Annotated in this window: 22 protein-coding genes; 5 read left to right on the forward strand and 17 right to left on the reverse strand. The window is 63.8% G+C overall.

Going from position 1 to position 20,092, the window contains the following annotated elements; genetic code table 11:
- Positions 1 to 203: 203 nt before the first annotated feature.
- The 8 genes from NKI54_RS34965 to NKI54_RS35000 all read right to left on the reverse strand — a co-directional run bounded on the left by NKI54_RS34965 (position 204) and on the right by NKI54_RS35000 (position 5,900).
- Positions 204 to 842, reverse strand: a complete 639-nt coding sequence (locus tag NKI54_RS34965) for a YceH family protein (RefSeq protein WP_352572237.1) — start codon at positions 840 to 842, stop codon at positions 204 to 206.
- 239 nt (positions 843 to 1,081) lie between these two features.
- A complete protein-coding gene (locus tag NKI54_RS34970; protein WP_292663232.1) occupies positions 1,082 to 1,861 on the reverse strand; it encodes a succinate dehydrogenase iron-sulfur subunit in 780 nt (259 codons plus the stop codon).
- Positions 1,861 to 2,298: a DUF3052 domain-containing protein gene (locus tag NKI54_RS34975; protein ID WP_352572236.1), complete on the reverse strand. Its 438-nt coding sequence runs from the start codon at positions 2,296 to 2,298 to the stop codon at positions 1,861 to 1,863. The genes NKI54_RS34970 and NKI54_RS34975 overlap by 1 nt, the downstream gene beginning before the upstream one ends.
- Position 2,299: 1 nt before the next feature.
- The gene (locus tag NKI54_RS34980) at positions 2,300 to 2,611 is read right to left on the reverse strand and encodes a hypothetical protein (RefSeq protein ID WP_352572235.1); all 312 of its coding nucleotides are present in this window, start codon (positions 2,609 to 2,611) and stop codon (positions 2,300 to 2,302) included.
- Between the two features lie 7 nt (positions 2,612 to 2,618).
- Positions 2,619 to 4,457, reverse strand: coding sequence for a succinate dehydrogenase flavoprotein subunit (gene sdhA / locus NKI54_RS34985; RefSeq protein ID WP_023679766.1), 1,839 nt, complete (start codon positions 4,455 to 4,457; stop codon positions 2,619 to 2,621).
- Between the two features lie 4 nt (positions 4,458 to 4,461).
- The gene (sdhD, locus tag NKI54_RS34990; protein WP_023679767.1) at positions 4,462 to 4,857 is read right to left on the reverse strand and encodes a succinate dehydrogenase, hydrophobic membrane anchor protein; all 396 of its coding nucleotides are present in this window, start codon (positions 4,855 to 4,857) and stop codon (positions 4,462 to 4,464) included.
- 1 nt (position 4,858) lies between these two features.
- Positions 4,859 to 5,278: a succinate dehydrogenase, cytochrome b556 subunit gene (gene sdhC, locus NKI54_RS34995; protein ID WP_292663224.1), complete on the reverse strand. Its 420-nt coding sequence runs from the start codon at positions 5,276 to 5,278 to the stop codon at positions 4,859 to 4,861.
- Positions 5,279 to 5,519: 241 nt separating this feature from the next.
- Complete coding sequence (locus NKI54_RS35000) at positions 5,520 to 5,900, reverse strand: hypothetical protein (protein ID WP_031212707.1); 381 nt, start codon at positions 5,898 to 5,900, stop codon at positions 5,520 to 5,522.
- Between the two features lie 254 nt (positions 5,901 to 6,154).
- Here NKI54_RS35000 and NKI54_RS35005 point away from each other — a divergent pair, with 254 nt between their 5' ends.
- Positions 6,155 to 6,514: a hypothetical protein gene (locus NKI54_RS35005; RefSeq protein ID WP_352450158.1), complete on the forward strand. Its 360-nt coding sequence runs from the start codon at positions 6,155 to 6,157 to the stop codon at positions 6,512 to 6,514.
- On the opposite strand, the gene NKI54_RS35010 is transcribed toward NKI54_RS35005, so the two are convergent.
- Both NKI54_RS35010 and NKI54_RS35015 read right to left on the reverse strand, forming a co-directional pair.
- Positions 6,498 to 7,718 (reverse strand): GGDEF domain-containing protein, encoded by a 1,221-nt coding sequence (locus NKI54_RS35010; protein ID WP_352694363.1) that lies wholly within the window; start codon positions 7,716 to 7,718, stop codon positions 6,498 to 6,500. The two genes, NKI54_RS35005 and NKI54_RS35010, sit on opposite strands and share 17 nt — an antisense overlap.
- Before the next feature lie 76 nt (positions 7,719 to 7,794).
- Positions 7,795 to 8,991, reverse strand: a complete 1,197-nt coding sequence (locus NKI54_RS35015; RefSeq protein WP_352638309.1) for a GGDEF domain-containing protein — start codon at positions 8,989 to 8,991, stop codon at positions 7,795 to 7,797.
- 161 nt (positions 8,992 to 9,152) lie between these two features.
- On the opposite strand from NKI54_RS35015, the gene NKI54_RS35020 reads away from it, so the two are divergent.
- Positions 9,153 to 9,464, forward strand: a complete 312-nt coding sequence (locus tag NKI54_RS35020; RefSeq protein ID WP_023679773.1) for a hypothetical protein — start codon at positions 9,153 to 9,155, stop codon at positions 9,462 to 9,464.
- 58 nt (positions 9,465 to 9,522) lie between these two features.
- Here the strand turns inward: NKI54_RS35020 and leuC are convergent, their stop codons facing one another.
- The 5 genes from leuC to rplS all read right to left on the reverse strand — a co-directional run bounded on the left by leuC (position 9,523) and on the right by rplS (position 14,545).
- Complete coding sequence (gene leuC, locus NKI54_RS35025) at positions 9,523 to 10,932, reverse strand: 3-isopropylmalate dehydratase large subunit (RefSeq protein WP_352638311.1); 1,410 nt, start codon at positions 10,930 to 10,932, stop codon at positions 9,523 to 9,525.
- A gap of 249 nt (positions 10,933 to 11,181) precedes the next feature.
- On the reverse strand, positions 11,182 to 11,817 hold the full coding sequence (locus tag NKI54_RS35030) for a class I SAM-dependent DNA methyltransferase (RefSeq protein ID WP_352638313.1): 636 nt from the start codon (positions 11,815 to 11,817) through the stop codon (positions 11,182 to 11,184).
- A 52-nt stretch (positions 11,818 to 11,869) separates the two neighbouring features.
- Positions 11,870 to 12,685, reverse strand: a complete 816-nt coding sequence (locus NKI54_RS35035; RefSeq protein ID WP_023679777.1) for an amino acid ABC transporter permease — start codon at positions 12,683 to 12,685, stop codon at positions 11,870 to 11,872.
- Between the two features lie 266 nt (positions 12,686 to 12,951).
- Positions 12,952 to 13,749 carry a transporter substrate-binding domain-containing protein gene (locus NKI54_RS35040; protein WP_031212709.1) on the reverse strand — a complete coding sequence of 266 codons (798 nt, stop codon included), beginning with the start codon at positions 13,747 to 13,749 and terminating at the stop codon, positions 12,952 to 12,954.
- Positions 13,750 to 14,005: 256 nt separating this feature from the next.
- A complete protein-coding gene (gene rplS, locus NKI54_RS35045; protein WP_352572231.1) occupies positions 14,006 to 14,545 on the reverse strand; it encodes a 50S ribosomal protein L19 in 540 nt (179 codons plus the stop codon).
- A 382-nt stretch (positions 14,546 to 14,927) separates the two neighbouring features.
- Between rplS and NKI54_RS35050 the strand changes: the two genes are divergently transcribed.
- Positions 14,928 to 15,680, forward strand: a complete 753-nt coding sequence (locus NKI54_RS35050) for a sulfite exporter TauE/SafE family protein (RefSeq protein WP_352572230.1) — start codon at positions 14,928 to 14,930, stop codon at positions 15,678 to 15,680.
- On the opposite strand, the gene trmD is transcribed toward NKI54_RS35050, so the two are convergent.
- Both trmD and rimM read right to left on the reverse strand, forming a co-directional pair.
- Positions 15,662 to 16,360, reverse strand: a complete 699-nt coding sequence (gene trmD / locus NKI54_RS35055) for a tRNA (guanosine(37)-N1)-methyltransferase TrmD (RefSeq protein ID WP_352593785.1) — start codon at positions 16,358 to 16,360, stop codon at positions 15,662 to 15,664. The two genes, NKI54_RS35050 and trmD, sit on opposite strands and share 19 nt — an antisense overlap.
- Positions 16,357 to 16,956: a ribosome maturation factor RimM gene (rimM, locus tag NKI54_RS35060; protein ID WP_352593784.1), complete on the reverse strand. Its 600-nt coding sequence runs from the start codon at positions 16,954 to 16,956 to the stop codon at positions 16,357 to 16,359. Before rimM ends, trmD begins: the two co-directional genes overlap by 4 nt.
- Before the next feature lie 115 nt (positions 16,957 to 17,071).
- On the opposite strand from rimM, the gene NKI54_RS35065 reads away from it, so the two are divergent.
- Together NKI54_RS35065 and NKI54_RS35070 are read left to right on the forward strand one after the other, a co-directional pair.
- Entirely contained in the window at positions 17,072 to 18,010 is a 939-nt protein-coding gene (locus tag NKI54_RS35065) for a tyrosine recombinase XerC (RefSeq protein WP_352456326.1), read from the forward strand.
- A gap of 85 nt (positions 18,011 to 18,095) precedes the next feature.
- Entirely contained in the window at positions 18,096 to 19,163 is a 1,068-nt protein-coding gene (locus tag NKI54_RS35070; protein ID WP_352572226.1) for a TraB/GumN family protein, read from the forward strand.
- The last annotated feature ends 929 nt before the right edge of the window (positions 19,164 to 20,092 follow it).

Genomic DNA, 20,092 nt, shown 5'->3' on the forward strand with positions numbered 1-20,092 from the left:
CGTCCGCCAGACTCAACTGACCCAGAACACGATCCGCCATCCCGAATCTCCCTGCTTCGACCATCATCACAGAATCACCAATCGGCTTCTGTGCAAAGGTCTCTATACGGGAGAGGTCGCCGGCAGGCGGGGCAGCGCCAGCCAATCGAAAGTAGGCAACGAACACGTTACCTGAGGGGCCGTCCCCGACGTCTCGAAAATCCTTATCGCCCATCGCCGGACAGTGCGTCGAGACGGGCGCGCAATGCCGCGACCTCTTCCTCGAGGGCCTGCACGCGCGTCTCCAGATCCGACGCCGGCGAGGACGACTGCAGGGGCGCTGCGGCAGCCGACAGCTGCGGCGACCCGCTGAGCAGATGGACATAGCGATCCTCGCGCTGGCCTGGGCCGCGATCGATCTGCTGCACCAGCGGTGGCCGGCGGCCGATCAGCAGATCGAGATTGCCGCGAAGCTCGTCGATCGACGGCAGCCGCGCCATGCGCTCGCTTCGCGCCAGCAATTCATAGGCCGTCTGCGGGCCGCGCAGCAGCAACAGGCCGAGCAGCGCGATCTGCGCCGAGGTCAGGGAAAAGCGCTGCGCCACCACATGCTCGTAGCGCTCGACGCGCGACGCGAACACCTGCCTGACTAGGCCCTTCTGCTCGAGCTGGCCAAGCGCTCTTCTGACCTCGCCAAGTTCGACCGACATCACCGGCTCGCGCGCCGTCTTCTGGTTGGCCGCCGCATGTGCCGCATTGAGCGTCAGCGGATAGACGTCCGGCGTCAGCTCCTTCTTCTCGATAAGGCAGCCGAGCACGCGGGCTTCGATGGGAGAGAGGATGGGAAGGTCGATATCGGTCATAAGTTTGCTATCCTTTCGAACTCGGCGGGACAGCGCCCCCCTCTGTCCTGCCGGACATCTCCCCCTCTAGTGGGGAGATTGGCTGTCATCACCGCTTCGCCACTTTTCAAGGCTGCAGAAAGGGCGCTGTCCTCCAAGCTGCTAATCTCCCCCCTTGAGGGGGAGATGTCCGGCAGGACAGAGGGGGGCGCGAAGGATCGCTGCGGACGAGACGATCTCGGCTGCAACTCGCCCGCCGCCTACACCCGTCGCTCCACCATCATCTTCTTGATCTCGGCGATCGCCTTGGCCGGGTTGAGCCCTTTGGGGCAAGTCTGGGCGCAGTTCATGATGGTGTGGCAGCGATAGAGCCGGAACGGGTCTTCGAGATTGTCGAGCCGCTCGCCCGTCGCCTCGTCCCTGGAATCGATCAGCCAGCGATAGGCCTGCAGCAGCGTCGCCGGGCCGAGATAGCGCTCGCCGTTCCACCAGTAGCTCGGGCAGGAGGTCGAGCAGCAGGCGCACAATATGCACTCGTAGAGCCCGTCGAGCTTTTCGCGGTCCTCATGGCTCTGCAGCCATTCCTTGGCCGGCTCGGGCGACACCGTCTTCAGCCACGGCTCGATCGAGGCGTGCTGGGCGTAGAAATTGGTGAGGTCGGGCACCAGGTCCTTGACCACAGCCATGTGCGGCAGCGGATAGACCTTGATCGCGCCGGAAATGTCGTCGCAGCCCTTGGTGCAGGCCAGCGTGTTCGACCCGTCGATGTTCATGGCGCACGAGCCGCAAATGCCTTCGCGGCAGGAGCGGCGCAGCGTCAGCGTCGGGTCGATCTTGTTCTTGATCCAGAGCAGCGCGTCGAGCACCATCGGCCCGCAATCGTCCATGTCGACGAAATACGTATCCATGCGCGGGTTCTCGTCATCGTCCGGCGACCAGCGGTAGATGCGGTATTCGCGCAGATTGGTCGCGCCCTCCGGCTTCGGCCAGGTTTTTCCGGCCATGATCTTCGAGTTTTTCGGAAGCGTGAGTTCGACCATTACCTCAGGTCCTTTCGGATGACGAGCTTCAGCCCGGACCAGATCTCGTTCACGGCGGCGACCTTGACGTCGACGAGGTCGAGCTTCAGCGCCTCTGTGCGGATAACGTCCTCGGTGACGTCGGTCGGCACTTTCGATGCCTTCTTCGGCCATGACACCCAGACCATGCCGTCCCGCTTGATCGCCGCTTCGACGTCGCCGAGACGGTCCTCGATCTCGACACGCTGCCTGGTGAAGGCGTGAACGGCATCATATTTCCGGCGAATGCCAGAAATCGCCGACCAGTCGGCCAGCCGGTCGACACCGGCAAAACCGACGGCGTCGGCCAGATCGTCCAGTTCCGCCGGCAGCGCGATGAAGGCCGCGGTCATCCCGTCCTTCAGGCCGAGCTTGGCCGGAAGAGGCGTGCCGGAATATCCTGCTGCCGCCGACGCCATTCTACTTCTCCGTATGAACGTAGAGGGCGTTCACGAAGCCGGTACAGCGGGCATATACGCGCACTTCAAATGCTTTCCCGATTTGCTTTAGTGCGCCACTGGCCGGAGGCCTTGCCAGACATCTGATGTGCCCGACGTTCTTGGAATAAAAATTTCGACTTGACGATTGGGCCGTGGCGGCATCTTTCCAAACGGGAATATCATTCACCATTTTCGAGATTTTGTCAGCGTTGTCATAGATATAGACCGTCTCGGCAGACGCCGAGTGCACTCCGACGCCAACCAGAAATGCCAAGGCGATCAGATGTTTCATCATGACCTCAATACACCCTGGCCTTTGGCGCGATCTTGGCCGGGTTGATGCCGCCGTCTGCTTCCTTAAGCAGCGTTTCGGTGTGCACCGGCCGGTAGGTGAGCGCCACCTCGCCGGCCTCGTTGAGCCGAGCCAGCGTATGCTTGCGCCAGTTGGCGTCGTCGCGGGCCGAAAAGTCCTCCCGCGCGTGCGCGCCGCGGCTTTCCTTGCGCGCCTCGGCGCCGTAGACGGTGGTGATGGCGTTGGCCATCAGGTTTTCCAGCTCCAGCGTCTCGACCAGGTCGGAGTTCCAGATCATCGAGCGGTCAAACACCTTGACGTCGCCGAGTTCACCCCAGATCTGCGAAATGCGCCTGCAGCCGCTTTCCAGCGATTCCTGGGTGCGGAACACCGCCGCGTCCTCCTGCATCGCCTTCTGCATCTTTTCGCGCAAAACCGCTGTCGGCGTCGAGCCGTTGGCGTGACGCAGCCGGTCGAAGCGGTCCATTATCTTTTCGACGGCGGCCTCGTTGGGCGAAGGGATCGCCGATGTGCGGTCGATCACCTGGCCGGCCCGGATTGCCGCCGCACGGCCGAACACCACCAGGTCGATCAGCGAGTTGGAGCCCAGCCGGTTAGCACCGTGCACCGAGGCGCAGCCGGCTTCGCCGACCGCCATCAGCCCGGGCGACACCTGGTCCGGATTCGACGCCGTCGGGTTCAGCACCTCGCCCCAGTAATTGGTCGGCACGCCGCCCATATTGTAGTGGACCGTCGGCAGCACCGGGATCGGCTCCTTGGTCAGGTCGACGCCGGCAAAGATCTTTGCCGATTCCGAAATACCCGGAAGCCTCTCGTGCAGAACGGCCGGGTCGAGATGGTCGAGATGCAGGAAAATGTGATCCTTCTTCGGGCCGACGCCGCGGCCCTCGCGGATTTCCAGCGTCATGCAGCGCGAAACCACGTCGCGCGAAGCCAGATCCTTGGCTGACGGCGCGTAGCGCTCCATGAAGCGCTCGCCCTCGGAATTGACGAGATAGCCGCCCTCGCCGCGCGCGCCCTCGGTGATCAGGCAGCCGGCGCCGTATATGCCGGTCGGGTGGAACTGCACGAACTCCATATCCTGCAGCGGCAGGCCTGCGCGTGCGGCCATGCCGCCGCCATCGCCGGTGCAGGTATGCGCCGAGGTGGCCGAGAAATAGGCGCGGCCATAGCCGCCGGTCGCCAGCACCACCATCTTGGCCGAAAAGCGGTGGATGGTGCCGTCGTCGAGGTTCCAGGCGACGACGCCGGTGCAGGTGCCGTCCGGCTCCATGATCAGGTCGAGCGCGAAATACTCGATAAAGAACTGCGCATTGTGCTTCAGCGACTGGCCGTAGAGCGTGTGCAGCATGGCGTGGCCGGTGCGGTCGGCGGCCGCACAGGTGCGCTGCACCGGCGGCCCCTCGCCGAAATTCATCATCATGCCGCCGAACGGCCGCTGGTAGATTTTCCCGTCCTCGGTGCGGCTGAAGGGAACGCCGTAGTGCTCGAGCTCGTAGACCGCCGCCGGCGCTTCGCGCACCATGTATTCTTGAGCGTCGGTGTCGCCCAGCCAATCTGAGCCTTTGACGGTGTCGAAGAGATGCCACTGCCAGTTGTCGGGCCCCATATTGGCGAGCGAGGCGGCGATGCCGCCCTGCGCCGCAACCGTATGCGAGCGCGTCGGGAACACTTTGGTGATGCAGGCGGTGCGCAGGCCCTGCTCAGCCATGCCGAGCGCGGCGCGCAGGCCGGCGCCGCCGGCGCCGACGACCACGACGTCGAATTTGTGATCGACATAGCTATAGGCGGAAGCCGTGTTGGCGTTCTTCGCGTCCTTGGCCAAAAAATCAGCCTCCAAATGCCAGTTTAAGCAGGGCGAAGACCGAAGCGACGCCGACGACTACGGGAAAGAATGTGTTGAGGGCGAGCAGCGCCAGCCTGGTGCCTTCGCCATGCACATAGTCTTCGATGATCGCCTGCATGCCGAGCCGCATGTGGTAGAGCACCGACAACAGCACCAGCGCCAGCACCAGTGCAACGAACGGATTGGCAAGTGCGGCGCGCACCTCGAGATAGCTGGCGCCGTTGAGTGCGATCAGGAAGCCGACGAAGAACAGGACCAGCGGGATGTTGGAGATCGCCGTCAGCCGCTGGCGCCAGAAATGGCCGGTGCCCTCGCGGGCGGAACCGAGGCCGCGGACCTTGGCCAGCGGCGTGCGCATGTCGGGGTTCTTGCCGTTCATGTCAGGCTCCCCGCGCCATGTAGCCGGCAATCCAGATCAGCAGCGTCAGCGTGACCGAGCCGGCCAGCGTCGCCCAGGCGATCCTCGATGCCGTATGCTTTTCCAGCCCTGCCCCAGTGTCCCAGATAAGATGGCGCACACCGCCCAGCATGTGGTGCATCAGCGCCCAGCTGTAGCCGAACAGCACCAGCCGTCCCAGCCACGAGCCGAAGGCCCAGTTGACGGCATTGAAGGTCGCCTCCGAGCTCGCCGCCGCCATCAGCCACAGCGCGACCAGCAGCGTGCCGAAATAGAGCGCCCCGCCGGTGATGCGGTGGACGATCGACATCGTCATGGTGATCGGCGGCCGATAGACGGTCAGATGCGGCGAAAGCGGCCGTTCACGTCTGGCAAATTCGCGGGTGGCTGGTGATTTGCTCATGGCTCCCCCAGTTCGGCGTCTCTGGAGCCTCAGGTGGGAATGCGGCATTACCGCTTCCGGTTGCGACTTCGGACAGCCGGTTTCTAATGCTCTTTTTGCACCGCGTCAAAGCCGGAAAACCGTTTCGAAAACGTAATTTAGTCTGATGAAAGCGAGGCTTCAGCTTCAATCGATTAGGGCTGTCGCCTTGCGCCGGCACAATGTCGCCGCACTGCAAAATATGGCTGGCGCAAGGGGCGGATCAGCGCTTGCAGGCCAGCGGTGATGCACCGCCCTTCATCACCAGCGCCTCACGCCCATCGATCACGATTGCGTCATGCGCCTCGCCGTAACGGCTGGTCTGATTGGCCGGTGACGCCGGCAGCTCGGCGCTGGCGCCGTTCTGGCCGAGGACGCGCACCGACGTGCCGAGATTCTCGATGGTTATCACGCTACCGTCGGCGCAGTTGTAAGTAGCTGTGCGCGGCTGCGGTGCCGTCGGTTCGCTAGCGGCGGGAGCAAGCGACACGGAAGCGGCGGCCGTGTTGCCGAGCTTGGGCGCGCTGGTCTGCGGCGCGCAGGCGGCGGCAGCCAGCAGCGGCGGAATGGCCAGCGCCATCCGAAACGTGCGGCGTAATCTCATTTGCTGCTTTCCCCCCGCGTATCGAGCCCGCCGCGATGCTCCGGCAAGCCACCGGATTTCATGCTTTTCGAGTCGCGCCCGATGCTGGGGATGGTGGGAACAAGGCATGGCCGAATGATGGCCGGTGGGCGATCGAGTATTAACCATATTTTCCGAGACCTCGCCCCTGCTGCGGTTGCCCTCTTAACAAAGGTTAATAAAAGGTTAATTTCTGATTCGAGGAGGCTTGCCTCTCAGCAATGGAGCAGCACGCCATGCATTCGAATTCAGCAGGATCGCGCCTTCCCTGGTTCCTATTGGCGGCGCTCGCCGTCGGCGTCGTCGCACCGGCATTCGCCGGGACGCGCCATCATGACCGCGTCTATGCCGATTCCTTCGGCAATCTCGTCATCGACAGCGCCGCCGGCTACAAGCGTATCCTCGTTGGCGAGGGCAAGCTGGCCAAGGAATTGTCCGACTACACCAGCGCCGGCCAGCCCGACGTGATCTACGAAAACGAATCGGACGATGTCCGCGGCGGCGACTGCTATAGGCCGCCGGTTTTCGTCAAGGGCCGCAGCTATATGTACGGCCTCTCCGACGGCGAAATGCCGGAGCTCAGCCCCTGCCGCTGACGGCCACGCCGCCCTTGGTTGACGGCGCCGGCAGGGCAACAGCCGGCCCCGCCGAGACACGCACGCAATCGCGACCGCTGCCCTTCGCCTGATAGAGCGCTTTGTCGGCGCGCCGCAGCAGGTCGGAAAAGCTTTCGCCCGGACCAAGCTCGGCAATGCCGAAGCTGGCGCTGCAGCGGTGATCCGCGGGCAGGCAGTCGATCGGCGTGGCACCGAAGGCGCTACGCGTGCCCTCGGCAAAGAGCCGGGCGGCGGCTAGATTGGTCCCCGGCAGGAAAATAGCGAATTCCTCGCCGCCGATGCGGCCGGCGACATGATGGTCGGCCGCGGCATCGCGGAGAAACCCGGCAAAGGTCTCGATGACCCGATCGCCCGACGCGTGGCCGTAAGTATCGTTGATGCGCTTGAAATGGTCGAGATCGGCAATGACCAGTGCCGCTGGAACGGCGCGCCGCATGGCGTCACGCAGCGCGATCTCGGCATGGCGCTCGAAGCCGCCACGGTTGAGCAGCCGCGAAAGCGTGTCGGTTTCCGATTTCGACGTCGCCTCGGCGAGCACGTCGCGGACCAGGATAGCCAATGTCACCAGCGCAAGCGCCAGGCCGAACACGGTGCCGACCGACTGCGACACCAACGCATAGCTGGTCTGCGCATAAGATTGCGGATTGGCGCCCCAGCCACCAAGCGCATGGGCGATGAAGGGTTTGCTGGCGAACTGCAAGGTGCTGGCCGCCAGGACAGCCATCAGCATATAGTCGAGCCGCTCGCGTCTTTGCCTGGACGACAAGACGATCGCCAGCCCGGTGAACTGCATAGCCGCATAGGGAAGCTGGTAGGCCGCCATTCGCACAAAGGATTGGCGTGGCAGGTCCTGCACGAAGTGGACCGCGAGGGTGGCGAAGACCAGGAAGAACAGCATCGGCGGCCAAGGCGGCGAAACGCGGTATTTATGGGCAAGCCCGCCATTGAAGGCGACGGTAGCGCCAAGGAAGGCGGCAAAGGCGGCGACAACCACGGGGCGCGCATTGTCGAAGGGAGGAATGCTGAACTCGATCGCGAAATAAGCCGTGCCGAGCACATAGCCGAACGCCAGCCAGCGTGCCGACACCCGGCCGGCGTCATAGACCGCGATCGTCATGAAGGCCGCCGCCAGCAGCCCGGTAACGAACAGGTTGATCAGCAGGATGAAATTAGCGCTGCCCATGGCGTTTTGGCACTCCCCCCGAACAGCAAATCACCAACGCGCGAAAAAGACGTTAATTCGAAGCCGCCGCTGACGCTCAGCCAGCACTGGTCCGATTGGGAAGGACGACCGTTTCAGGCCGCTGATAGGACAGGCATACGCTGTCGCGGCCACTCCTTTTGGCTTTGTAGAGCGCTTCGTCGGCGCGGCGCATCAGCGGGTCCAGCCCTTCGTCGCTGGTGCGGGCGGCCACGCCGAAGCTCGCGGTCACCCTTGTGTCGGGCGGAAGTCCGTCGATTCTGCCCGCCGAATAGACCGTGCGAATGGCTTCGGCAAACAGTCTTGCCGCGCCAAGGTCGCTGAGCGGTATCAGCACGGCGAACTCTTCGCCGCCGATACGGCCGGCAACGCCGCGCGTACCTGCAGCCGACAGAAGCTTGGCAGCGAAGTCGGCGATGACGCGATCGCCGGCCGCGTGGCCATGCTGATCGTTGAGCGCCTTGAAATGATCGAGATCGGCAAGCACCAGCGCAACCGGCAATTGCGCCGTGGCACAGTGCTGCAGGACAAGCATGGCGCGCTCCTCGAAGCCGCGGCGGTTGAGCAGGCCCGACAGCGGGTCTGTCAGGGTTTCGGTCTTCAGGGCCTTCATCACATCGAGCGCGGCGGCGCCGAACAGGCAAAGCGCAATAAGCAGCGACAGCAATGCATGCGACAGCAGAGCCGTCGTCCAGTAGGACGAGGAGTAAAGCCCTTCATAGCTGGTGAACGGCCCATGCGCGATGACGACGGCAAGCGTCCGCCCCAGGAAGTTCAGGCCGGAAAGCAGCGACAGCACGAACAGGATCATTTCTGTCGGGCCGTTGTTGCGCACCACGCGCAACTCGGCGGCGACAACCAGGCTGATGCCGCCGAAGCTGAAATTGATGGCAAGGATGCGCCAGGTGAGATCCGGCCGGGCAAAAAGAAACCACGAGAACGCGGCCAGGCCGCCGCAGGCCAGAATGCCGACCGCCGGGTAAGGCACGCGCCGCCCATAGCGCGCAATGACCGCGCCGGCGAGACAGCAGGTGGCGAAGGTGAAGCACAGGATCGAGATGAGCTTGGTCGGCGCCATGCCGACCGGCAGCGTGAAATACTGGAGCAGGAAGCCTGCGGCCGAGGCCGAGTAGCCCGCCGCCAGCACAGCCAGATAGGGACGGTGGCGCTGATAGAACCACAGCACGAGAAATGCCGCGCCGAGTGTGAGGGCGATGCCTGGATTGAGCAGCGCTATGAGCAGGCCGGTGTCCAAGCGCTGTAATTTCCCCTCGCTTCCCCTTGGAGGACCTTAGAGCGGAAGCCCAAACAAGCGGTTAAGCGAAAGCGAATATACGACAGGTACGTCGACAAAGCCGCTGGGCGGAACCGCGAACGGCGAGCGGCGTTTCACGACGGCAACCAGGAGACGCTCCGATGGCCGACACGATCATGCTGACCGATCACGATGCAATTCGCTCATGGGCCGCGGCACGCGCCGGCTTTCCGGCGATCGTCGACGTGTCGCCCGAAGCCGGAACGCAGCCCATGCTGAGGCTGGTCTTCGGCCAGCATGCCTATCAGGACCAGGATGAGGCCGAACGTCCGGTCAATGCCGGCGGCTATGAACTGGTCGAATGGGATGAATGGTTCAAACTCTTCGACGAGCGCCAACTGGCGCTGGTCGTCGCAAAGGACCAACCCGGCCGCCGTGAGGGATTCCACGAATTCGTCAGGCGGCCCGACTGAAGAATGCCCGAACCGCATTGCGGCTCGGGCTCCTCATATCCGACTGCGCGCGCCTGCCCTATTTCCACTCGCGGATGTCGACGAAATGGCCGGCGATCGCCGCCGCCGCGGCCATTGCCGGCGACACCAGATGCGTCCGGCCCTTGAAACCTTGGCGCCCCTCAAAATTGCGATTCGAGGTCGAGGCGCAGCGCTCATGCGGCTTCAGCCGGTCGTCGTTCATGGCAAGGCACATCGAGCAGCCCGGCTCACGCCAGTCAAAGCCGGCGGCGACAAATATCTTGTCGAGGCCTTCGGCCTCTGCCTGTTCCTTGACCAGGCCGGAGCCCGGCACGATCATCGCACTGACCCGCGGATTGACTTGTCTGCCCTCGATCACCTTGGCGGCGGCGCGCAGATCCTCGATGCGGCCATTGGTGCAGGAGCCGATGAAGACGCGATCGAGTTCGATATCGGTGATCTTGGTGCCCGGCTTCAGGCCCATATAGTCGAGTGCGCGCTGCTTGGAGGTGCGCTTGTTCTCATCAGTGATGTCGTCCGGGTTCGGCACGATGCCTTGCACCGAGACCACGTCCTCGGGCGAGGAGCCCCAGGAGACGATCGGCGGCAGCTTTGCCGCGTCGAGCACGACCATCTTGTCGAAATGCGCGCCTTCGTCGGACTGCAGCGTCTTCCAGTAGGCGAGCGCGGCGTCCCAGGCTTCGCCCTTGGGGGCGCGCGGCTTGTCCTTGACATAGGCGAAGGTGGTCTCGTCGGGCGCGATCAGGCCGGCGCGCGCGCCGGCTTCGATCGACATGTTGCAGATCGTCATGCGGCCTTCCATCGACAGCGCACGGATTGCCTCGCCGGCATATTCGATGACATAGCCGGTGCCGCCGGCCGTGCCGATCTCGCCGATGATGGCGAGGATGATGTCCTTGGCGGTGACGCCTTCCGGCAGTGCGCCGTCGACGCGCACCAGCATGTTCTTGGCCTTGCGCTGGATCAGCGTCTGCGTCGCCAGCACATGCTCGACTTCCGAGGTGCCGATGCCATGCGCCAGCGCCCCGAACGCGCCATGCGTCGAGGTGTGGCTGTCGCCGCAGACGATGGTCATGCCGGGCAGCGTAAAGCCTTGCTCGGGACCGATGATGTGGACGATGCCCTGGCGGATATCCTTCTCGGAATAATATTCGATACCGAAATCCTTGGCGTTCTTGGCCAGCGCCTCGACCTGAATGCGGCTTTCCTCGTTCTTGATGCCGAACTTGCGCTCGGGCGAGGTCGACACATTGTGGTCGACCACGGCCAGCGTCTTTTCCGGATGCCGAACCTTGCGGCCGGTCATGCGCAGGCCTTCGAAAGCCTGCGGGCTGGTGACTTCGTGGACCAGATGGCGGTCGATATAGAGCAGGCAGGTGCCGTCGTCCTGGCGGTCGACAACATGGTCGTCGAAAATCTTGTCGTAGAGGGTGCGCGGTGCGCTCATTTGCGTAAATCCGTCGAATTAAAAAGGGAAAACGACGCCGGTCGGACCGGCGAAACAGCCTGGCGAGTCTGCCCTAGCTAAGTCGGCTGGTCAGCGCCCCGCAGACGCGCGCGGAAAATCGCGACGGCAGGCGTTTCCTGTCCTGCAGCACGAAACCTTTATAGGCCGGATCGCCAAAAAGCTCTTCCATGGCGCTGCTCATATCAATGTTTTGGCTTTTCAGCAATCGCGTCTGCCTTCGCAGGCGCTTCACAGCACCTCGAACACGAAGGTCTTCACCAGCGCGTCGGGCTCGGCGATTGCGTAGCAGCGGAACCACGGGCTCTCCTCGACCGGCCGCCATTTTTTCGCCTGCTCCAGTTCGCCAAACACGGCTTGAAACCCGCCGCTTTCAAAAACCTGGTCGCGGACCGTGAAGATGGCGTGGCCGCCCGTCCTGGTGATCCGTACCAGTTCATGCAGGCCCGACGCCGGTGCGTGGCTTATGGTGAACACGCCGGTCGAGAAAAAGGCGCGGAAATACCCGTCCGCCCAAGGCAATGGCCCGCCGAGCATCGCCTGTTTCAGCTCGCTGTAGGCCTGCCGGCTGCCGGCGATTTTCAGCATGTCCTGCGACAGGTCGAGCCCGGCAATATCGTGGTAGCCGAGCGCCTTGAGCGGCGGCCCCGACAGGCCGGTGCCGCAGCCGGCGTCGAGCAGCGGCCCTTCGCCCGGCGGCACATGGCGCGCCACCCAGGCGGTGATCAGGAACGGCAGGAGATAGCCGAGCGCCGCGGTTTCGCCGTCATAGGTCGCGGCCCATTGCGCATAGGCCTTGGCGAGCGTCTCAGGCGTGTCGGCCGTATAGACCGCTTCCAGCGCCGCATTGGCTTTGTCGATGATCATCGGTCCTCCCCGGTCGCGTCCGCTCGATGGTAGCGCCGTTTTCGCCTGCCTTCTATTCCCCATGCTGGTGGCGGAGCCGCTTCTCCAGCGCCCGCAAGGCCAACGACAGGCCGACGGTCAGGATGAGATAGATATAGGCGACGATCGAATAGGTTTCGAAGAAGCGGAACGAGCCAGCGGCGTAGATCTTGCCCATCTGGGTGATGTCGGCGACGCCGAGCACCGAGACCAGCGAGGAATCCTTGACCATGGCGACGAAATCATTGCCGAGCGGCGGCAGGATGGTGCGGATCGCCTGCGGAAAGATGACCAGCCGGAAGCGCTGGGTGCGCGTCAGCCCGAGCGCCTTGGCCGCCTCGATCTGCCCCTTCTCGACCGCCTGGATACCGGCGCGGAACACCTCCGAGATGAAGGCGGAATAGCCGATGGTCAGCGCCATGACGGCGCGCCAAAGCAACGACACGTCGCGTACCAGCAGCTCACCGAAGAGGCCGGCGCTTTGCAGCGGCGCCGTCAGCGCGTTCCATGCCGCGACGAAGGCCGGCGCCCCGGCAAAGGCGATCCAGAACAACAGCACCAGCATCGGCACGCCGCGGATGATCTCGACGTAGAAGCGGCCGATCTGGCTGAGCCAGCGTGAGCCCGACAGGCCCATCAGCGCGACGCCGAGGCCGATCGCGCAAGCCAGCGCGAAGGCGACCACCGTGACGAAGATGGTGACGCCGATGCCCTTGGCGACGGTTGCGAAGACCTGGGCATAGAGGTCGCTGGCAGCGATGAAGATGGCGGCGGCCAAGGCGATCGCCACGGCCACGGCAAGCCACCACGGGAAGTCGGATTTGGCTGAGGCGAGAGGCGCCGACGGCATCAAGCGGTACCGATAACAGAGTCACGAAGGCAGCGTTCTGTCACACCCCCCTCTGGCCTGCCGGCGATCTCCCCCTCCAGGGGGGAGATCGGCAGCTTTGACCTCGCGGCCCGTTCTGCAACACTGAAAATTGGCGAAAGCCGATGCGAAATCCGATCTCCCCCCTTGAGGGGGAGATGTCCGGCAGGACAGAGGGGGGTGTACGAGCGCAGAGTCAGCGCGAGTTCCCGCGCACAATCGTCATGAAATGCGCGCAACAAGCGGGCCTACTGCCCCATCTTGTAATCAAGGAACCACTTCTTGTTGAGCGCGTCGAGCGTACCGTCGGCCTTGAGCGCGGCGATTGCCGCGTTGACCGGCTTCACCAGGTCGGAGCCCTTGGGGAAGATGAAGCCGAAATCCTCGGTGCCGAGTGGGCCGCCGATCAGCTTAAGGCCGCCATTGGACGCATCGACATAGCCCTTGCCGGCAGTGCCGTCGGTGAGCACGACGTCGACGTCGCCGGCCTTCAGTGCCTGCACCGTCGCGCCGAACGTCTCGAACAGCTTGATGCGCGGGTTCTGCTCGTTGCCGTCGAGCACGCTGTAGACGGCGGTGTAGAAGGGCGTGGTGCCGGCCTGCGCGCCGATCAGCCCGTCCTTGAAGGCGGCGAACGTCTTTGCATCGGTGAAGCGCTTCTCGTCGCCGCGCACCAGCATGAACTGTTCCGAGCGCATATACGGATCGGAGAAATCGACCTTCTGCTTGCGGTCGTCCTTGATGGTGATGCCGGTCATGCCGATGTTGTACTGATTGTCGGAAACCGCCTGGATCATCGCGTCCCAAGAGGTATTCTGGTACTCGACCTTGAAATTCAGCCGTTTGGCGATCTCGTTCATCGCGTCATATTCCCAACCGATCTGCTTGCCGGTCTTGGCATCGATGAACTGCAGCGGCGGATAGGCGTTTTCGGTCACCACCACCACCTTCTTGCCGCCGAGGTCGGGCAGCGCCTGCGCCAGAGCCGCGACCGGCACGAGAAGGCAAGCCAGCAGGCCGGCCAGCAGCAGTTTCGAATTGATCATGACTATGCTCCCCAGGAACTGAACCGCCTCGATCGACCGAGGCATGCAGGAAATCCGGCGCCGACTTTAGCTTTCCGCAGGCGCCTTGCAAGCCGCTCTGATGCGCCGCTCGGCACGAAAATGAATTCCAATGCTTTCAACGGCGGCAATTACAGAACGATCCGTATCGATTGCGGACCGGCAAAATCGAATCCACCTCGTGAAATAAAAAGGCGGCCGAAGCCGCCTTTCCAAAACCATGAGTTTTGAAGACGCCTTATTCGGCGGCAGTTGCTTCCGCGGCCTTGGCGGCCTCGTCGGCGGCCTTCTTCTCGGCGGCGTCCTGCGCGGCCTTCTCGGCGGCCAGCGCCTGGGCGGCGGCCACTTTCTCGGCCTCGATGCGCGCCTTCTCGGCGTTCAGCGCATCGCGCTCTTCGTCGTTGAGCTTGCGGGCGCGCACGCCGGTGTTTTCCGAAATGCGGGCCGATTTGCCGCGACGGTCTCGCAAATAGTACAGCTTGGCGCGACGCACCTTGCCGCGGCGCACGATCTCGACGCCCTCGACCATCGGCGAATAGACCGGGAACACCCGCTCCACGCCTTCGCCGTAGGAGATCTTGCGGACGGTGAAGTTTTCCTGGAAGCCGGCGCCGGCGCGGGCGATGACGACGCCCTCATAGGCCTGGACGCGGGTGCGGGTGCCTTCGGTCACACGGACCTGGACGCGCACGGTATCGCCGGGCTGGAATTCGGGGAGCTTGCGCTTGGCTTCGATCTTGGCGGCCTGCTCGGCCTCGATCTGACGGAGGATGTCCATCTCAAAAATCCACTTCTTGTTCTTCCGACAGTCAGAGCGCCCGACACTCGCCTTGCAGTCGCATCGACCGCTCGGCTATGCCCTTCGTTCGAGAACGTCTGTTCGAGAACATCGGGCAGGGGCGACTACACCGTCATTGTTGACGGGCCAGAAGATCGCTCTTGGCAGATTTTTCTTCCGGTTCGGCGCGCACATACAGCTATTTCGGCGCTTTGTCACGTCTTCGCCGTTTCTTTTTTGGGCCGTTTCTTTTTTGCGCTGCTTCTTGGGCTGGCGCCCGCTGTGGCAATCCCGTGATCGCTTGTGGTCCAGGGGGTTGCGCCCGCGCGTCAAGCTTCCTAAGCCGGAAGATAAGCATTTTCCTCCAGCGACGACACCCCTCATGCCAATCTTGGACGCGGTCCTGCTCTTTCTCGCCGGCTTTCTATCAGGCGCGGTCAATGCCGTTGCCGGCGGCGGCACGTTCATAACCTTTGGCGCCATGACCCTGGCCGGCCTGCCGCCGATCGTCGCCAATGCGACATCGTCGGTGACGCAGTTCCCCGGCTACATCACCTCGACGCTCGCCTATTGGCACGACATCAAGCATTTCTGGCGCGGCGCACTGCTGCTCAGCCTCATTTCGGCTCTCGGTGCGCTGTCTGGCGCGCTCATCCTTCTAGGGCTCGACAACCCGTCCTTCCGCGCCTTGGTGCCGTGGCTGCTGCTGGCGGCAACCGCATTGTTTGCTGCCGGGCCATGGCTGAAGCCGGCGCCCAAGCCGGAGCATGAGGCCGCGGTGGGTTCTCTGGTCGGGTCGCTGGCGCAGTTCGCCACCGCCGCCTATGGCGGCTTCTTCGGCGCCGGCATGGGCGTCATGATGCTGGCGACGCTCGGTCTCACCCAGTCCGGCGACTATCACCGGCTGAACGCACTGAAGAACATGCTGGCCGTGGTCATCGCTGCGGTTGCCATCCTCGTCTTCGTCTCGGGCGGCGTCATTGCCTGGCTGCAGGCGATCATCATGATCCCGGGTGGCGCGCTGGGCGGCTATGCCGGCGTCTGGATCGCTAGGCGCGTGCCGCAGAACGCGGTGCGCGGCTTCGTCATCGCCGTCGGCCTGTTCCTGGCTTTCTACTATTTCGACAAGGGCTGAGCGGCTGAAAGATCCGGCCGTCGCTCCTTCGTCAGCCTCTCCGCTTCGGCCCGCCGCCAAGCCGCGATCTTCCTGTGATTGCCCGAAATCAGCACTTCGGGAATCGGCCGGCCCTCGAACTCCTGCGGCCGCGTATAATGCGGATGTTCGAGCAGGCCGTTTTCAAAGCTCTCTTCCTCGCCCGATACCGCATTGCCCATGACGCCGGGCAGCAGGCGCACCACGGCGTCGAGCAGCACGAGTGCCGCCGGCTCGCCGCCGGACAGGATGAAGTCGCCGATCGAAACTTCCTCGAGGCCGCGCGATTCAATGACCCGCTGGTCGACGCCTTCGAAGCGGCCGCAGACGATCACCGCACCCGGCCCGCCGGCGAGCTCGCGCACCCGTGCCTGCGTCAGCGGCTTGCCGCGCGGGCTCATCAGCAGGCGCGGACGTGGATCGGCTGCCGGCGAGGCATGGTCGATGGCGCTGGCCAGCACGTCTGCCCGCATCACCATGCCGGCGCCGCCGCCGGCCGGCGTGTCATCGACGGTACGGTGACGATCGCTGGCAAAGTCGCGGATCTGGATCGTTTCGAGCGACCAAATGCCGGTCTCGAGCGCGCGGCCGGCCAGCGACAGGCCAAGCGCGCCGGGAAACATCTCGGGATAGAGCGTCAGCACCGAAGCCGAAAAACTCACCGGTTGCCTCCGGCGTCCCTAGGCCCGCGCGGCCTGCCCTTGGGGTCGAAACCGTCGTCAGCGGGAGGCTCGCCGTCCTCGTCCTCGACCAACCCTGCGGCGGCTGGATCAACGCGGACAAAGCCGCCGGCGATCGACACTTCCGGAACAGCGGCCTGCGTGAACGGGATGAGCACGCCTTTGCGCCCCGCCAGCGTCACGTCGAGAATGTCGCCGCCGCCGAAATTATGCACGGCGACGACCTTGCCGATGATGGCACCGATGTCATCCTTGACCTCCAGTCCGACGAGGTCGGCATGGTAGAATTCATCCTCTTCGCCCTCATCGGGCAACACCGAACGGTCGACGAACAATTCGGTGCCGGCCAGCGCCTCGGCGGCATTGCGGTCGTTGACGCCTTTGAACCGCACCACCACCACGGTGTTGGCGGGCCTGATGTCGACGATCTGGAAGGCGCGGCCATCCCTGGCGTAGAGCGGACCGTAATCGGCCAGCGCCAGCGGGTCGCCGGTAAAGCTCTTGACGCGCAATTCGCCCTTGATGCCATGCGCGGCACCGATCACGGCCATCTGGACGGGGTTTTGCGGCTTGATCATCTGCGGAAAATCCTTTGCCTTGCTCTAACCCCAGCCCGTCGTCATTTCAATGACGCCGCTCTTCACCGCTTCCTAACCCGCGTGCCGGAAGATGGCGGGGAACTGGAAGAGTGCAATGCAGGAATTCCTCATACCGGCAAAACCCGACCTGCAGGCGGCGCGCGAGGCCTGGCTGAAGATGCTGGCGCGCGAACGCCGGCTATCGCCCGAAACCGTCGAGGCCTATGAGCGCGACACGCGCCAGTTCCTGCATTTCCTGACCGGCCATTGCGGCGGCTCGCCCGGCATTTCCGACATCGCCGATCTGCGCCCCGCCGATCTGCGCGGCTTTCTCGCTGCCCGCCGTGCCGAGGGCGCCGGCGCCCGCACGCTCGGGCGCGGGCTGGCCGGCATCCGCTCGCTGCTGCGTTTCCTGGAACGGCGCGGCCTCGCCAATGCGGCAGGTGCGACAGCCTTGCGCGCGCCGCGGCAGCCGAAATCGCTGCCCAAGCCGCTGACCGCAAGCGATGCAAAACACGTCGTCTCGGTGGAAGGCCAACTGGCGGAGGAGCCGTGGATTGCCGCGCGCAACGCCGCCGTGCTGACCCTGCTCTATGGGTCCGGCTTGCGGATCTCCGAGGCGCTCGGCCTGTCGGGCGCCGATCTTTCCTCACCTGGTGATACCGTGCTGCGCGTCACCGGCAAGGGTGGCAAGACCCGGCTGGTGCCGGTGCTGCCGGTGGCACTGCGGGCGATTGCCGAATACCGCCGCTTGTGTCCCTGGCATCTCGATCCCAAGGGCCTGCTGTTTCGCGGTGCCCGCGGCGGCCCGCTCAACCCGGCAATCGTCCAGCGCGACATGGCCAAGCTGCGCTCGGCGCTCAACCTGCCCGACACGGCGACGCCGCATGCGCTGCGCCATTCCTTCGCCACGCATCTGCTAGGGCGCGGCGGCGACCTGCGCACCATCCAGGAGTTGCTCGGCCACGCCAGCCTGTCGACAACCCAGATATACACCGGCGTCGACACCGCCAGGCTGCTCGAGATTTACGAAGCAGCTCATCCTCGTGCGTGATCGATGCATGTGTCGGTGGCCATCTCGCAACAATTTTGATGCGCCGGTTAACCGTTTTGCCGCTTTTTGCGCCTAGAAGCGCAGCATGAAACGCCTCATCGCCATCGCCGACCGCGCGACCCATATGTCGCTGAAGCTGCTCGTCGCGCTCAACGCCCTGTTTTTCCTCTCTTTCCTCATCGTCGCGCTGCTCGCCGCGGGCAAGGCACGCGCCGAGACTTCGGCCTGCGGCGGTAGCGATATGCTGAGCGCGCTGCAAAAGGACGACCCGGCTGCCTACCGCAAGATCGAGGCAGACGCGGCAGCGACGCCGAACGGCAAGGGCCTGCTGTGGAAGCTCGAAAAATCGGGCGAAAAACCGTCCTTCCTGTTCGGCACCATGCACGTTACCGACCCGCGCGTCACCACGCTGCCACCCGCCGCGCAGAAGGCATTCGATGCGGCTGGCACCGTCATCATCGAGACCACCGAAGTGCTCGACAAGCAGAAGATGATGGCAGCACTGCTGAAAGAGCCGGATCTGATGATGTTCACCGACAAGACGACGCTTTCGTCGCTGCTGTCGCCGGAGGATGCGGCGGTGGTCAACAAGGCGCTCGATGCGCGTGGCATCCCGCCAGCGACCGTCGCCAAGATGAAACCTTGGTTGCTGTCGGCGATGGTGGCGCTACCTGTATGCGAAGTCGCCCGCCAGGCTGGCGGTGCGCCGGTGCTCGACGTCAAGCTTGCCAAGGACGCCGAGGCTTCGGGCAAATCGGTCGAGGGGCTGGAGACAATCGCCGACCAGCTGCGCGCCATGGCTTCGCTGCCGATCGCCTTTCACCTGAAGGGGCTGGTCGATACGCTGAAGCTTGGCGACAAGGTGAACGACGTCAACGAAACCATGATCGTGCTTTACCGGCGTGGCGACACTGGCATGTATGTACCGCTGTTTCGGGCCGTCATCCCCGAACAGGTCGACGACCAATCGGGTTACGCCGAATTCGAGCAGACCATGATCACCAGCCGCAACAAGGTGATGGTCGATCGTGCAGCGCCGATCCTCGCCCACGGCAATGTCTTCATGGCGGTCGGCGCCATGCACCTTCCCGGAGCGCAAGGCTTGGTCGAGGGTTTCCGCAAGATCGGCTATACGGTGACCGCCGTCAACTGAACGACACGGCGGAGTTGCACACCGAATCATTGCCGAGGCGGGACCAGCCCTTACTCGTGGCGCGACGGCGGACCAGCCGCGCTTCGTGCCAAGAAACTGAAAAAGGTTCGGTTTGGCTCGATCGAAACCCATTTTGCGGTGGAAATGCATGCCTGCAAGCGATTCCGGATCAGAATTGCCCTGTTTTCGGCGTTTTCAACGCCTAATGTGAAACCGATTCAACGATTGTACGTTGATGGCTATTACTTGATGTTTTTCATCCACGGAGGACACTTTTATGGCGAACACACCCAATCCGAACGACCCATTCACCTCACCGGGTACCGCACGGCCACGCGGCGGCGGCAGCGGCTGGCTGATTGCACTGGTCGTCGTTATCCTGGCAATTGTCGCCTATTATGTTTTTGGAAGACGTAGCGAGGCACCTGCGCCTGCCGAACCGCCCGCAGCCAGCACACCGGCTCCGGCCCCAGCACCTGCCGAGCCGATGAAGCCAGCCGAACCGGCTCCTGCGCCAGCTCCGGCGACACCCGCTCCGGCTCCGGCAGAGCCTGCACCCGCGCCTGCACCCGCGCCGGCTCCGGCTCCGGCTCCGGCACCCGCGCCGGCACCGGCTCAGTGATCAGACTGCCGACTTAGTATATGAACGGCCCGCTGAAAGGCGGGCCGTTTTTTTTGGGGAGCAGCCGTCGATGCTCTGAGCTGCGATTAGCCATGGGCTAACTTCATCTTCGTCATCCAGCGCGGAGCAGGAGCGAAGCGACATCGCGGAGACCCTGGAATCCATCTGTGGTTCAGAATGGAAGCCGTCTGTGGTGATCCTTCGCAGTTGTGTGCGTCAAGTTCTGCAAAATGGCGTGGCATTGCGGTGACGTCGGCGTGTCCGCCGCGCAGCCCCCGTGTTTAGCGGAGCGGCGGACACATGACGG

This window comes from Mesorhizobium sp. M0663 (genome assembly GCF_040320585.1).
GTDB lineage: Bacteria > Pseudomonadota > Alphaproteobacteria > Rhizobiales > Rhizobiaceae > Mesorhizobium.